Source organism: Flavobacterium solisilvae (assembly GCF_012911605.1).
In the GTDB taxonomy this organism is placed as follows: domain Bacteria; phylum Bacteroidota; class Bacteroidia; order Flavobacteriales; family Flavobacteriaceae; genus Flavobacterium; species Flavobacterium solisilvae.
On the sequence record NZ_JAAMPT010000209.1, the window covers coordinates 256,457 to 271,196 of the forward strand.

General features: G+C 31.9%; 13 protein-coding genes. 5 read left to right on the forward strand and 8 right to left on the reverse strand.

Annotation, left to right across the window (positions count from 1 at the left end; all coding sequences use genetic code 11):
• Positions 1-238: 238 nt before the first annotated feature.
• Both gyrA and G6042_RS13500 read left to right on the forward strand, forming a co-directional pair.
• Positions 239-2,791, forward strand: a complete 2,553-nt coding sequence (gene gyrA / locus G6042_RS13495; RefSeq protein WP_169524968.1) for a DNA gyrase subunit A — start codon at positions 239-241, stop codon at positions 2,789-2,791.
• Positions 2,792-2,807: 16 nt separating this feature from the next.
• The gene (locus tag G6042_RS13500) at positions 2,808-4,121 is read left to right on the forward strand and encodes a tetratricopeptide repeat protein (protein ID WP_169524969.1); all 1,314 of its coding nucleotides are present in this window, start codon (positions 2,808-2,810) and stop codon (positions 4,119-4,121) included.
• A 68-nt stretch (positions 4,122-4,189) separates the two neighbouring features.
• Here the strand turns inward: G6042_RS13500 and lpdA are convergent, their stop codons facing one another.
• The 4 genes from lpdA to G6042_RS13520 form a co-directional block, all read right to left on the reverse strand.
• Entirely contained in the window at positions 4,190-5,578 is a 1,389-nt protein-coding gene (gene lpdA / locus G6042_RS13505) for a dihydrolipoyl dehydrogenase (RefSeq protein WP_169524970.1), read from the reverse strand.
• Between the two features lie 135 nt (positions 5,579-5,713).
• Entirely contained in the window at positions 5,714-7,474 is a 1,761-nt protein-coding gene (locus G6042_RS13510; protein WP_169524971.1) for an ABC transporter ATP-binding protein, read from the reverse strand.
• A gap of 28 nt (positions 7,475-7,502) precedes the next feature.
• On the reverse strand, positions 7,503-8,246 hold the full coding sequence (gene truA, locus G6042_RS13515) for a tRNA pseudouridine(38-40) synthase TruA (protein WP_169524972.1): 744 nt from the start codon (positions 8,244-8,246) through the stop codon (positions 7,503-7,505).
• A 68-nt stretch (positions 8,247-8,314) separates the two neighbouring features.
• Positions 8,315-9,781 carry a TonB-dependent receptor gene (locus G6042_RS13520; protein WP_211161692.1) on the reverse strand — a complete coding sequence of 489 codons (1,467 nt, stop codon included), beginning with the start codon at positions 9,779-9,781 and terminating at the stop codon, positions 8,315-8,317.
• Between the two features lie 126 nt (positions 9,782-9,907).
• Between G6042_RS13520 and G6042_RS13525 the strand changes: the two genes are divergently transcribed.
• Genes G6042_RS13525 through G6042_RS13535 form a run of 3 tightly spaced genes read left to right on the forward strand, consistent with a single transcriptional unit; the run spans position 9,908 to position 11,674 of the window.
• Complete coding sequence (locus G6042_RS13525) at positions 9,908-10,675, forward strand: MBL fold metallo-hydrolase (RefSeq protein WP_169525108.1); 768 nt, start codon at positions 9,908-9,910, stop codon at positions 10,673-10,675.
• Positions 10,676-10,679: 4 nt separating this feature from the next.
• Positions 10,680-11,174, forward strand: a complete 495-nt coding sequence (locus G6042_RS13530; protein WP_169524973.1) for a hypothetical protein — start codon at positions 10,680-10,682, stop codon at positions 11,172-11,174.
• Positions 11,175-11,185: 11 nt separating this feature from the next.
• The gene (locus G6042_RS13535; RefSeq protein ID WP_169524974.1) at positions 11,186-11,674 is read left to right on the forward strand and encodes a hypothetical protein; all 489 of its coding nucleotides are present in this window, start codon (positions 11,186-11,188) and stop codon (positions 11,672-11,674) included.
• Between the two features lie 52 nt (positions 11,675-11,726).
• Here the strand turns inward: G6042_RS13535 and G6042_RS13540 are convergent, their stop codons facing one another.
• Genes G6042_RS13540 through G6042_RS13555 form a run of 4 tightly spaced genes read right to left on the reverse strand, consistent with a single transcriptional unit; the run spans position 11,727 to position 14,733 of the window.
• Positions 11,727-12,383, reverse strand: coding sequence for an alpha/beta hydrolase (locus tag G6042_RS13540; RefSeq protein ID WP_169524975.1), 657 nt, complete (start codon positions 12,381-12,383; stop codon positions 11,727-11,729).
• Positions 12,383-12,706 (reverse strand): hypothetical protein, encoded by a 324-nt coding sequence (locus tag G6042_RS13545; protein ID WP_169524976.1) that lies wholly within the window; start codon positions 12,704-12,706, stop codon positions 12,383-12,385. The genes G6042_RS13540 and G6042_RS13545 overlap by 1 nt, the downstream gene beginning before the upstream one ends.
• Before the next feature lie 54 nt (positions 12,707-12,760).
• Positions 12,761-13,480 (reverse strand): glycosyltransferase family 2 protein, encoded by a 720-nt coding sequence (locus G6042_RS13550; RefSeq protein WP_169524977.1) that lies wholly within the window; start codon positions 13,478-13,480, stop codon positions 12,761-12,763.
• Complete coding sequence (locus G6042_RS13555; protein ID WP_169524978.1) at positions 13,477-14,733, reverse strand: LTA synthase family protein; 1,257 nt, start codon at positions 14,731-14,733, stop codon at positions 13,477-13,479. Before G6042_RS13555 ends, G6042_RS13550 begins: the two co-directional genes overlap by 4 nt.
• Positions 14,734-14,740: the final 7 nt, after the last annotated feature.

Sequence of the window (14,740 nt, forward strand, 5' to 3'; positions counted from 1 at the left end):
TTTAACTAATCGGAATGAGTAAATCAAAAATCATTCCTTTAAAAAGTACTGTCAGCTAATTGACAAAAAAAATACCAATAATAAAAGTAGTCATTAAAGTATTTTATTAACCAAAAAACAACCTCATTTTGTTAATAAATCTTTGAAATTTGTGAACTAAAAACACCTTCAAAAGCGATAAATATCCTATATTAGCACGTTTTGAATTTAAACTAATTTTATAATAATTTATACAACTATGTCTGACGGAGAAAAGTTAATTCCTATTAACATCGAAGATGAAATGAAATCAGCATACATCGATTATTCGATGTCTGTTATTGTCTCAAGAGCATTGCCTGACGTTCGTGACGGTTTAAAACCAGTTCACCGAAGAGTATTATATGGAATGTATGATTTAGGAGTTTTTTCTAATAGAGCTCACAAAAAATCCGCAAGAATTGTTGGAGAAGTTTTGGGTAAATATCACCCGCACGGCGATACATCAGTTTATGATGCTATGGTTCGTATGGCGCAAGAATGGAGTTTACGTTATTTGTTAATTGATGGTCAAGGTAACTTTGGTTCGGTTGATGGCGATAGTCCAGCAGCAATGCGTTATACTGAAGCCAGAATGAAAAAAATGTCAGAAGACATTATGGCAGATATTGACAAAGAAACAGTTGATTTTCAATTGAACTTTGACGATACTTTGTATGAGCCAAAAGTAATGCCTACGCGTGTTCCAAATCTTTTGATTAATGGTGCATCAGGTATTGCTGTTGGTATGGCAACTAATATGGCGCCACACAATTTAACTGAAGTTATCGATGGAACTTTGGCTTATATTGATAACGAAGAAATTGAAATTGACGAATTGATGAACCATGTTAAAGCACCCGATTTTCCAACTGGCGGTGTAATATATGGTTATGATGGTGTTCGTGAAGCTTTTAAAACGGGTCGTGGACGAATTGTAATGCGTGCCAAAGTAGGTTTTGAAGAAGTAAACGGGAAAGAAGCCATTATCGTTTCTGAAATTCCATATCAAGTGAATAAGGCAGAAATGATCAAGAAAACTGCCGATTTAATTAATGAAAAAAGAATTGAAGGTATTTCAAACATCCGTGACGAATCGGATAGAAGTGGAATGCGTATCGTTTATGAATTAAAACGTGATGCAGTTCCAAATGTAGTTTTGAATACCTTATATAAGTTCACTCAATTACAATCTTCTTTCAGCGTAAACAATATTGCATTGGTTAACGGAAGACCACAAATGTTAAATCTAAAAGATTTGATACACTATTTTGTGGAGCATCGTCATGATGTTGTAGTGAGACGAACCCAATTTGAATTGCGCAAAGCAGAAGAAAGAGCGCATATTTTAGAAGGTTTAATCATTGCTTCTGATAATATAGATGAAGTAATTGCATTGATTCGTTCTTCAAAAGATGGCGATGAAGCTCGAACTAAATTAATTGAGCGATTTACGCTTTCAGAAATTCAAGCTCGTGCTATTGTTGAAATGCGTTTACGTCAGTTAACAGGTCTTGAGCAAGATAAATTGAGAGCTGAATATGAAGAAATTATGAAATTAATTCAGCACTTGAAAGATTTATTAGCAAGCAAAGAATTAAGAATGCAGTTGATAAAAGATGAATTAATCGAAATAAGAGATAAATATGGCGATGAGCGTCGTTCTGCTATTGAATATGCTGGTGGCGATGTAAGTATTGAAGATTTAATTGCCGATGAAAACGTAGTAATTACAATTTCACATGCTGGTTATATCAAACGTACTAATTTATCAGAATACAAGACACAAAATCGTGGTGGAGTTGGACAAAAAAGTGCAGGAACACGCGATCAGGATTTCTTAGAACATTTATTTGTAGCTACAAATCACCAATATTTATTGTTCTTTACACAAAAAGGGAAATGTTTCTGGATGCGTGTATATGAAATTCCAGAAGGAAGCAAAACAAGTAAAGGTCGTGCTATTCAAAACTTAATCAACATCGAACAAGATGATAAAGTAAAAGCATTCATTTGTACACAAGACTTAAAAGACGAAGAATACATTAATAGTCATTATGTAATTATGGCTACGAAACAAGGTCAAGTTAAAAAAACACCGCTTGAACAATATTCACGTCCGCGTCAAAATGGTATCAATGCGATTACCATTAGAGAAGATGACGAACTATTAGAAGCAAAATTAACTAATGGTGACAGCCAAGTATTGGTAGCTGTTAAGTCAGGAAAATTGGTTCGTTTTGAAGAAGAAAAAACACGTCCGATGGGAAGAACAGCTTCTGGAGTTCGTGGAATTACTTTAGCCGATGAAAAAGACGAAGTAATTGGGATGGTTTCTGTAAATAAAGATGATATCAATGAAACTCAATTATTAGTAGTAACTGAAAATGGTTATGGTAAGCGAACTAAGTTGGTTGACGACGATGGAGAAGATGTGTATAGAATTACGAACCGTGGAGGAAAAGGAGTAAAAACGCTTAATATTACCGAAAAAACAGGAGCTTTAATTTCGATTAATGCGGTTACTGATGCTGATGATTTAATGATTATCAACAAATCAGGATTAACCATTAGAATGGAAGTTTCAGACTTGAGAGTTATGGGAAGAGCAACGCAAGGTGTTCGATTAATTAATATCAAAGGAAACGATTCGATTGCTGCTGTTACTAAAGTAATGAAAGAAGACGAACCAGAAGAAGGAGTTGAAGGCGAAATCGAAAATGGAGATAATACCGCTGAAACTTCGGAAGAAACCAATGAAACACAAGAATAATTTAAAATAATAAAAAATGAAAACAAGACACATTGTATTAGCTTCGGCTTTGCTAGTTTCTGTATCATCATTTGCTCAAAAAGATGAGTTGAAAAAGTTGAAAAAAATTTATGAAAAATCTGCTCCAACTATAAATGATGTTTCAGAATATAAAGCAACCTTAAATGCATTACAACCTTTAGCAACCGCAGAAGCAGATAACGTATATTATGGATTTTATAAAGCAATGACACCAATTGTAGAAATTATGTCATTAGGAGCAACAGCAACACCAGAGAAAAAAGCTCAAATTGCTACTCCAAAAGTAGTTGCTGAGGTTGAAAAAGGATTAAATGCTACTTTAGATTATGAGAAAAAGGTAGGTAAAAAAATCTATACCGATGATATTTTAGCAAAAATAGCTCTTTTCAAACCAGAGTTATTAAACGGCGCCATTGCACTTGGGGATGCCAAACGATACAAAGAGTCAGCTAGTTTGTTGCATTCAATTTACATGTTAGATAAAAATGATGTAAACATGTTGTTTTATGCAGCTGGATATTCTGTAAACGCTGAGGATTATGACAAAGCAATAGAATACTACAATGAATTGAAGAGATTAAATTATTCAGGTGAATCAACAAATTATTATGCTACAAATAAAACAACTAAAGTTGAAGAAAATTTTGGCAATAAGCAATTAAGAGATATCTCAGTTAATTCAGCTAAAACCCACGAAAAACCTCGTGATGAGAAAACACCATCAAAGCGTGGTGAAATTTATAAAAATGTTGCTCTAATATTAGTACAACAAGGAAAAACTAATGAAGCCATTACTGCTATTCAAGATGCGAGAAAAATAAATCCAGATGATGAAGGTTTATTGTTTACAGAAATGGATTTGTACTTAAAACTAAATGATTTTGATAAATATACTAATCTAGTAAACGAAGCTTTGGCTAAAAATCCAACAAATGCGGATTTGATTTTTAACTTAGGTGTTGTTGCAGGAAATGCCAATAAAATTGATGAAGCAAAAAAACATTATTTAAGAGCTATTGAAATCAAACCTGATTATGCAAATGCTTATCTGAATTTATCAGAGTTAATGCTTAGAAGTGATGAAAAATTTGTTGATGAAATGAACAAACTTGGAACCTCTGAAAAAGACAACAAAAGATATACTGTTTTAAAAGCTGAAAGAGAGAAAAACTTCAATGCAATCCTTCCTTATTTAGAAAAAGCAGTTGAATTAGATCCAACAAGTCAACCAGCAAAGAAAACGTTACTAAGTGTTTACAACGCACTTGAAATGACAGATAAATACAAAGCTTTAAAAGCAAAAATGTAAATTATAGATTTATTCAATACAAAAATGCCTCGAAATTTTCGAGGCATTTTTTATTATCTGAATTCTTATTACAAGTGAATAACTTCATCATAAGCAGCAGCTACAGCTTCCATTACCGCTTCACTCATCGTTGGATGTGGATGAATTGCTTTTAGAATTTCGTGTCCAGTAGTTTCTAGTTTTCTTGCTACAACTGCTTCTGCAATCATATCGGTAACACCAGCACCAATCATATGACAACCTAACCATTCACCATATTTTGCATCGAAAATTACTTTTACAAAACCATCAGCAGCACCAGCAGCTTTTGCTTTTCCTGAAGCCGAGAATGGGAATTTGCCAATTTTCAATTCATATCCTTTTTCTTTTGCTTGTTTTTCGGTTAAACCAACAGAAGCAATTTCTGGAGTTGCATACGTACAACCAGGAACGTTTCCGTAATCGATTGGTTCAACGTGTAAACCTGCAATTTTCTCCACACAATTAATTCCTTCAGCCGAAGCAACGTGTGCCAAAGCTTGTCCTGGAGTTACATCACCAATAGCATAATATCCTGGAACATTAGTTTGGTTGTATGCGTTTACTAAAATTTTATCTCTATCCGTTGCAATTCCAACCTCTTCAAGACCAATATTTTCGATATTTGTTTTAATTCCAACTGCCGAAAGTAAAATATCTGCTTCAAGAACTTCTTCACCTTTTGCCGTTTTTACGAAAGCTTTTACACCATTTCCAGTAGTATCAATTCGTTCTACCGAAGCATTTGTCATGATATTTACGCCAGCTTTTTTCATAGAACGTTCCATTTGTTTTGAAATATCCTCGTCTTCAACAGGAACAATATTTGGCATAAACTCCACAATAGTAACTTCTGTTCCCATTGAGTTGTAAAAATGTGCAAACTCAACACCAATCGCACCAGAACCAACTACAATCATTTTCTTTGGTTGCGTTGGTAACGTCATGGCTTGTCTGTAACCAATAACTTTTACACCATCTTGCGGAAGATTTGGTAATTCTCTTGAACGCGCACCAGTCGCAATGATGATATGATCAGCTGAATATTCAGTAACTTTTCCATCAGCAGCAGTAACATCAACTTTTTTCCCTAGTTTTATTTTACCAAAACCATTAATAACGTCGATTTTATTTTTTTTCATTAAGAACTGAACACCTTTGCTCATTCCGTCAGCAACATCGCGAGAACGTTTTACAACAGCCGAAAAATCTTTGTCAAATTCTTTGATGGTTAAACCATAATCAGAAGCATGTTTTAGGTAATCAAAAACTTGAGCCGATTTTAAAAGCGCTTTCGTTGGAATACAACCCCAATTAAGGCAAATTCCACCAAGATTTTCTTTTTCAATAACCGCTACTTTGAAGCCCAATTGCGAAGCACGAATTGCTGTAACATAACCGCCTGGACCAGAACCTAAAACTATAATATCGTATTTCATTGTATAAAATTTACTAAATTAGTTGAGACTGCGAATTTAAGGATTTATTCTCTTTTAATAAAGTCTCAAAATTGTTTATTTTTTGGAGCGAATCGCTTGGGCTATTTTTTAAACCATTTTAATTTCAGTTTAAATCTATTCTGATTTTTCCACCGCAAACTGAGATTCATATAAATTCTTATAATAACCATCTGTTTTAGCAACCAATTCTTGATGCGAACCTTGTTCCACAATCATTCCTTTGTCCATTACAATAATTTTATCAGCATTAATAATGGTGGCCAATCGATGCGCAATAACAATCGAAGTTCTACCTTTTGTGATTCTTTCGGTTGCTTTTTGAATCAATTCTTCGCTATATGTATCAATCGATGAGGTTGCTTCATCCAAAATCAAAATACTCGGATTGCTAACATAAGCACGAAGAAAAGCAATCAACTGCCTTTGTCCTGATGAAAGCATCACGCCACGTTCTTTTACGTCATAATCATAACCATTTGGCAACGTTTTAATGAATTTGTGAACACCAATTTTCTTCGCAGCTTCAATAACTTCTTCTCTTGAAATAGCTGGATTATTCAGTGTAATATTATTGTGAATAGTATCAGCAAAAAGGAAAACATCTTGTAATACAATGGCAATTTGTTTACGCAAACTTTCCAACTGAAAATCATTAATATTTTGGTTGTCAATATAAATCGAACCCGAATCTATTTCATAAAACCGATTAAGCAAATTGATAATAGTCGATTTTCCTGCGCCAGTTGCACCAACAATGGCAACGGTTTCTCCCGGTTTTACGTTTAGATTTATTCCTTTTAAAACTTCTTGATCTTTAACATAACTAAATCTAACATTTTCAAAACGAATTTCTCCCGAGAAATGTCCAGCTATTTTTGTACCGTTATTTTGAACATCACTTTCACTATCAAGAATGTCAAAAACACGATTGGCAGCAATCATTCCCATTTGCATTTCATTGAATTTATCAGCAATTTGTCGCAATGGATTGAACAACATTCCGATAAACATGGTATAGGAGAATAAATCTCCAAACGTGGTAAATTTATCACCATCCAAAATATGAAAACCACCATAAATTACGACAGCACCAAGAGATAACGATGAAATAATATCGGCAATAGGGAAGAAGATGGAGTTGTATAAAATAGTTTTAATCCAAGCTTTATTGTGTTTTTGATTGATTTCTTTAAACTTTTCAAATTCAATATCTTCTCGGTTAAAAAGTTGTACGATTTTCATTCCAGTTACTCGTTCTTGAACAAAAGTATTCATATTAGCAACTTGATTTCGAACTTCTTCAAAAGCTAATTGCATTTTTTGTTGAAAAACTCTTGTGGCATAAACCAAAATTGGCATCGCCAAAATCACAATCCAAGTTAATCGCCAATTCATGTAGAACATAAAACCTAATACGACAATCATTTTTAGTAAATCACTAATTATCATAAAAAGTCCTTGACTAAAAATGCGGGCAATTTGCTCAATATCTGAAACCGAACGCGTTACCAATTGTCCAACTGGTGCATTGTCAAAGTATTTCATTCGGAAAGTAAGCATGTGATTGAACAATTTTGTTCGAATATCTTTAATGATATCTTGACCAAGCCAGTTTGCCCAATAAACAAAGTAGAATTGAGAAAAAACTTCAAACAATAAAACAATTCCCATCAAAACAGCATACCAAAGTAAACCTTCTTGATCTTTAGGTTGAATATAAGAGTCAACGGTTTGTTTCAATAAATAAGGACGTAAAGCAGCAAATACTGATAACAAAATAGCAAAAGCAATTACACCATAAAACCTTGCTTTATAAGGTTTGGTATATTTTAAAATTCTTTTAAAAAGATTAGAATCAAATGCTTTGGCTTTCATTAAAATATTAAATTTTAGATTTTACTCTTTACTCTTTACTCAAATAAGGATATTCAATTTTGGTTAAATACAATCCGTGTGCAGGAACAGAAAATCCAGCTTTGCTTCGGTTTTTGCTTTCAATTATTTTTCGGAAATCATTCAAAGATACTTTTCCTGAACCAATATTTATCATTGTGCCAACAATAGCTCGAACCATATTTCGAAGAAATCTATCGGCAGCAATAGTGAAAACTAATTTGTCTTCGTTTTGCTTCCAATTGGCTTCAAAAATTTTGCAATTGAACGTATTTACATCAGTATTCGTTTTTGAAAAGCATTCAAAATCAATATATTCAAATAATATTTTGCACGCTTCGTTCATTTTTTCAACATCAAGAGGTAAACTGTAATACCAACTATCGTCACTTTCGAACGCATTTTTTTTGGTATGAATATGGTATTCGTAAGTTCTTTTAGTTGCGTCAAATCGTGCATGAGCATCATCATGAACTTTGATAAGGTCAAAAATAGCGATGTCTTTTGGCAAAAAAGAATTCAGTTTATAAACTATTTTTTTGGTATCAATTTCAGTTTCATAGTCAAAATGAGCAAACATTTCTTTGGCATGAACTCCAGAATCGGTTCTTCCAGCACCAAGAATATCGATGGTGGTTTTGAGCAACGTACTCAAAGCTTTGTTGAGCGTTTCCTGAACCGAAATTGCATCGGGTTGATATTGCCAACCGAAGTAATTTGTTCCTTTATAGGCTAATTTTATGAAATATCTCATTGGTTGCTTTCACAAAAAAATCCAAATTGTTTTGGCAATCTGGATTTGTAAGTGATTTATTTTTCTACTTATGCTTTTTCTAAAATTCTGTTTGGATCATAACCAAAAAGGTGATGTTGTTTTATCACTTCAGCAATTCCTTTTGGTAACATTTTTTCCCAACCTGGCGTTCCGTTGCTAATCATTTTTAACACTTCGCGCGAGAAGATTTTTAAATGGTCTTTGTCAAAATCAGTGATGTCGACCACTTTTCCGTTGTAAGCAAAGAATTTGTATAATTCTTTCATTCTCGGATGTACTTTCAGGTTTTGAGAGTTGATGATTTCTCCGTTTTCATCTTCCATTGGATACAAGAAAACTTTCAAGTCGCGATAGAATAATTTCCCAAAAGCTTCAAGAATTCCACCACTTAAATGGCGATAGTATTTTTCGTCAAAAATATCAATAAGATTATTTACTCCCATTGCTAATCCCATTCTGGCTTTGGTATAACTAGAGAAATATTCTACTACTTTATAATATTCTTGGAAGTTAGAAATCATTACTGTTTGACCTAATGAGCAAAGTAATTCAGCTCTGTCCATGAAATCTCTTTCGTCAATTTCTCCTTCAGAACGAAGGTTTGATAACGTAATTTCAAAAACTACTAAAGCATTATCTTTATCAACTTTACTTTCGTCAAGAAACATTTTTAATGATTTCTCATACATATCCATATTTACCTGAGTAACAGGACGGAAACTTCCTCTAATAGCTAGGATATTCTTTTTATATAAAATTGCTGCGGGTAAAATATTGTTTCCATCTGGACCAAACATTACCGCTTCTGTCATTCCGTTTTTAACCAATTGTAAACTCATTAATCGGTTATCAACATTAGCAAATCTTGGACCAGAAAAGTTGATAGTATCAATTTCTAGTTGGTCTTTATCTAAGTGATCATACAAATAACGAAGCAATTTTTTTGGATCGTTGTATTTGTAATAAGCACCATAAATCAAGTTCACGCCAAGAATTCCAAGCGTTTCTTGTTGCAATTTTGCATCGGTTTCCTTAAAACGAATGTGTAACGTAATTTCGTTATAATCTTCATCAGGTTCAACTTGGTATTTAATCCCAACCCAACCATGACCTTTAAATTGTTTTGCAAAATCGATTGTGGCAACCGTATTGGCAAAACTGAAGAATATTTTATTAGGATGTTTGTCTCTTTTTAAACGCTTTTCAATCAGTTCGACTTCATGGTTTAGCATTTTTTTTAAGCGACTTTCGGTAACATATCGTCCGTCATCTTCAACACCATAAATAGCGTCACTAAAATCTTTATCATAAGCCGACATTGCTTTTGCAATTGTTCCAGACGAACCACCAGCACGGAAAAAATGTCTTACAGTTTCTTGTCCAGCGCCAATTTCAGCAAAAGTTCCATAGATATTCTCATTTAGATTAATTCGAAGTGCTTTATCTTTAATGGCAGGAATTTGTTCAATGGCTTTGTCGCCTTTTAACTTTATGTTTGAAATGATTGTATCCATAATATTTTATATACTTTGCAAAGTTAGTAAAATAGGTGTTTTATTAAAAGTTAATTAACCCAATTTTTGGAATCTATTGAACTTAAAGTTTAATTTTACGAAGTTATAATCAAAAACCATGCTATGATGCAAGTTTATTTTCTTGGAACAGGTACATCTCAAGGTATTCCAGTCATTGGAAGTAATCATTCTGTTTGTAAAAGTAACGATTTAAAAGACAAACGATTGCGAGTTTCGGTTTGGATAACTTGGAATGATAGCTCGGTTGTAATTGATTGCGGACCCGATTTTAGACAACAAATGTTAACTTCGGGTTGTACAAAATTGGATGCACTTTTTTTAACTCATGAACATGCTGATCACACCGCTGGATTAGATGATATTCGTCCATTTAACTTTATGCAAGCAAAACCCATTCCGGTTTATGGACATCGTTATGTTTTAGATAATTTAGCACAACGTTTTGATTATATATTTAGAACCGAAAATAGATATCCTGGCGCGCCAAGTGTTGAACCCATTGAAGTTATCAATAATCAATCGGTTTTTATGGATGGTTTAGAGATTATTCCAATTGATGTTGATCATGGCGGAACGCAAGTTTTTGGTTATCGTTTTGGAGATTTTGCTTATCTAACCGATGTAAAAAAAATGAATGGCATTGAAATTGATAAGTTAAAAGGAGTGAAGGTTTTAGTTGTGAATGCATTGCGAGAAGAACCACATCATTCACATTTTAGTTTGCAGGATGCGTTAGATTTTATACATTTGGTACAACCAGAAAAAGCTTTTTTAACACATATCAGTCATTTGCTTGGATTTCATGAAGAAGTGCAAAAAAGATTACCTAAAAATGTGTTTTTGGCTTATGACAATTTAAAAATTACCATTTAAAATTATGAAAAAATCGTTGTTTCTTTATTTATTTATCATCGCTGTTTTGATGAATGTTTTTACTTATAAATATTTTTCTTCCAAAGGTTCAGATGAAGTAAATGTTTTAAAAGTTGAAAATAAAAAACTGAAAGACAGTACTTTGATTATGTTTAATAAATCAATTGACGATGCCGCTTTTACTTTAGAACATAACGATAGAGCACAAAATTATTTGGAAGGTCAAGGAGAAATTGCCGCTTTTTCTGAAAAAGTAAAACAAGCATTATTGGCTTACAATGATGATAAAGCTGGAAACAAATACATTGACCAAGAAAAAATTGGAGAGCAAAAATTTATTATCAATAAAATGAAAATTATAAACCATCGTTGGATTATTGCAGATTATAGCAATGGCGAACTTTGGGGTGAAGTTTTGATTAAATATTTTATAAACGAAGATCAAAGTATTTCGTTTGAAACTATTGAAAGTTATTTATATCCAAAACAACTTAATTAAAAGTCAAGCAGATGAAAAAAATAATTCCGTTTATAATCATTGCGTTATCGTTTACATCATGTAAACTAACCGATGGAAAATCACCAGAAGAAGAAAGTGAACTTTTAGAAGCTTCGGTGAAAGATAGTACTACTGTTTCCGACAAAGACGAACATGGTTGCTTGGCTTCGGCTGGATATATTTGGTCAAAAGTCAATAAAGAATGTGTAAAAGGTTTCTCTGGAATTCAGTTAAATCCAATTGATTTACAGGATAATGAAGACGAAACCAAAAGTGCTTATGTACTTTTTAGCGAAGATGTAAATCAAGCCGAAATATTTTTACCAAATCAAGAAAACTCATTGGTTTTAACCCGAAAAGCTGAAGGTCAACCTTGGATTTTAGGCGAATGGCAACTTATTCCATGGAAAGGTTATGTGCTGAAACAAGGCGATAAAAATCTTTTTTCTGGCGATGGCGAAATTGGTCACAAAGTTTTGGGAAGTGATACGGAACAGTAGATATTAAATTTCAAATATTAAATATTTAATATCTGAAATCTTATATCTAATATTAAGATTGCAACCAATTCTTAAAATCATAAAAATTTTGTGGTGCTACGCCGTGACCAACGGGATATTCCTTATAAGTAACATTTATTCCTAAATCTTCCAAAGCTGGAATTGATTTTCGTGCCCAATCAACTGGAATTACTTGATCAACCGTTCCGTGTGAAGCAAATATTTTTAGTTTTGAAACATTGTTATCTTTAAAATCATCAACTGCCATTTCAGTATTCAAATAACCGCTCATCGCAACAACACGTTGTACTTTTTCAGGATAAGATAAAGCAACGGCATAACTCAAAATGCAACCTTGACTGAAGCCAATCAGCGTAACGCTTTCAGCGTCAATTAGATAATTGGCAACCAATTCATCAATAAATCCGGCAATAATATCTCTTGAAGCTCGAGCTTGACCAATATCTGAGAATTTATTTTCGTCTGCATCAAAATTGATAGCATACCAAGCATAACTTCCATACATCAAATCAAATGGAGCACGAGCTGAAATTACATAATATTCTTCGGGTAATTCTGAGGCGAATGAAAACAAATCTTCTTCATTGCTACCATATCCGTGAAGTAATAACAACAACGGATTTTTTCCCGAAGCGTCGGGATTTTTAATTTTTGGTTCTCTAACCAAATGATGCAACGATAAATTCATTATAAACTTTTAAATAGGTTTTGAAAAAATTTCCCAAGTAGCGGAATTTCCTTTTTTTGTCCTTGTAACGCGCCAAGAAATCCATAAATCCATAGGATAAAATAGAATAAATAAAATGCGCCAGAAACCATCCAACTATCGGCATAACCAACAAAATAGCCCAACAAGAAAAAAGAAAGAAAAATTCCTAAACCTTGTCTAATATGAAACGAACCAAAATCAGTTTTGTTTTCTTCTTGGTTCATAAAAATAGCAATTACAGCTCCAATTATGGTCATGTAAGCTACAATTGCGGTGTTTTTTCCTTTTTGAATATCGTTCATTTTTTTAATTGTATTTTGTATAAATGTATATTGTATAGTGTTGATTTTTTGATTTTATTTTAAACGTAACATACCATATTTTAGTATGCAATATATGGCGTAAAATCCATCTTTCCAATTTATCTTCTTTCCTTCTTCATAGGTTCGACCATAATAGGATATTCCTACTTCATATATTCTTATTTGTTTTATTCTAGCTATTTTAGCAGTTACTTCTGGTTCAAAACCGAACCTGTTTTCTTTTAAATGTATTGATTGTAGCAATTTAGTGTCAAATAATTTATAACAAGTTTCCATATCAGTTAAGTTAAGATTTGTAAATAAATTTGACAAAAAAGTTAGAAATTTATTTCCGATTGTATGCCAAAAAAATAATACTCTATGTGGATTTCCACCCATAAATCTTGAACCATAAACTACATCGGCATAACCATCTAAAATGGGTTTTAATAGAATTTTGTATTCCTTAGGATTATATTCTAAATCGGCATCTTGAATAACGGTATAATTTCCTGTTGCTTTTTTAATACCTGTTTGTAATGCTTTACCTTTTCCACTATTTTTTGTGTGTTTTAAGAATATTACAGTCAATTCGGGGTTATCGTTGCAAAAAGTTTCTATTATCTGAGCAGTTTTGTCAGTGGAACAATCATCAACGATTATAATTTCTTTTGTGATATTTTTTGGCAATACGGTTTCTTTTATTTTATTGAGTATCAAATGAATTGTTTTCTCTTCATTGAAAGCAGGTATTATTATAGATAATTTTTTCATTTATGATTTTTTAAAATAAAAGGTTTCGTTTTTAGGTCAGTATAAAATTTTGCAAACAATATAATGACAAACGGATAGAATACTATATGAAAACGATCTCCTTGTGAACATGATACACCAGAAATTGTTATAGTATAAAGAATATAACAACTTATAAAGAAAAGAAATTTATCTGTTTTATAAGATTTTAAAATATAAAAAATAGATAGAAAAAATCCTAGAACACTAAGAATTCTGTTTTGATATTTTGTAATAAAATTGACAGTTGTTTTTAGCTTTTCAAAATAATCTTTATGGTTTAAATTTTTCCAATAGAAGCAAGAGCTACTTGGTGTTTTCATATTTTCAAGTAAATTTGAAATATATGATTTTAAAAGATTAAATTTATTATCATTTAGTTGGCTTAAAAAATCTTTGGTTGCTATATTTCGTTGTTCAGGATAAGAAAATTGTTCTAAAAATTTAGCTCTATTATTGGTTTCCTGACTAAATATATCATTTGTTTTATAACACATAGCTTTACTTCCAAGATAGTTGTAATATGTAACACTATCGATATAGGTTAAAGTATAATTACCATAATCTTTTTTCATTTTTATATATTGAAAAGCTATTAAAAGCAGACTTAAATAAATAAAAACAATACTTCTGTTTTTGTAATTTTTTAGTATTGTTTTTCCAAAATAAAGAAACACTATAATCGCAAAAAATTTGATACTAGGTTTAATTAATATTGTAAACAGAAAAATGCTGATGCTGAGAGACAAGAAAAGAAATGCCTTGTTTTTGTGATATTTCTTTAAAAAATAAAAAGAAACGATTATTAAAAATGTAAAAATGGTTTCGGTTAAAAGATTAAAAATAATAAATATACTGCCGAGTATAGATAGATATGCAAGCGTAAAAAAAAATGCTTTTTTATTGGTTACATATTTTTTCAATAAAGTAAATAGTAATAATGAAGTTCCTATCCAAGACAGTACATTTAATATCAAACTAAATTTATATATCGTATAATCTGATGCATTAAAAAGATATGGAAAACCAGTTATAATAGCCATTCCAATTGGTCTGAAATAATGAGACTTAAAATGGTGATATAAATAATAAGCTGATTCTCTATAATTATCACAATCATTACAGATATTATTCTGGTTGTTTATTTGTATCAACTCATTAAGAAAAGTTAACCAAACAATACCTGTTAGAATTAAAATAATTTCGTACCTATATTTAAGAAGTTGCTTTTTCAATCTTTTA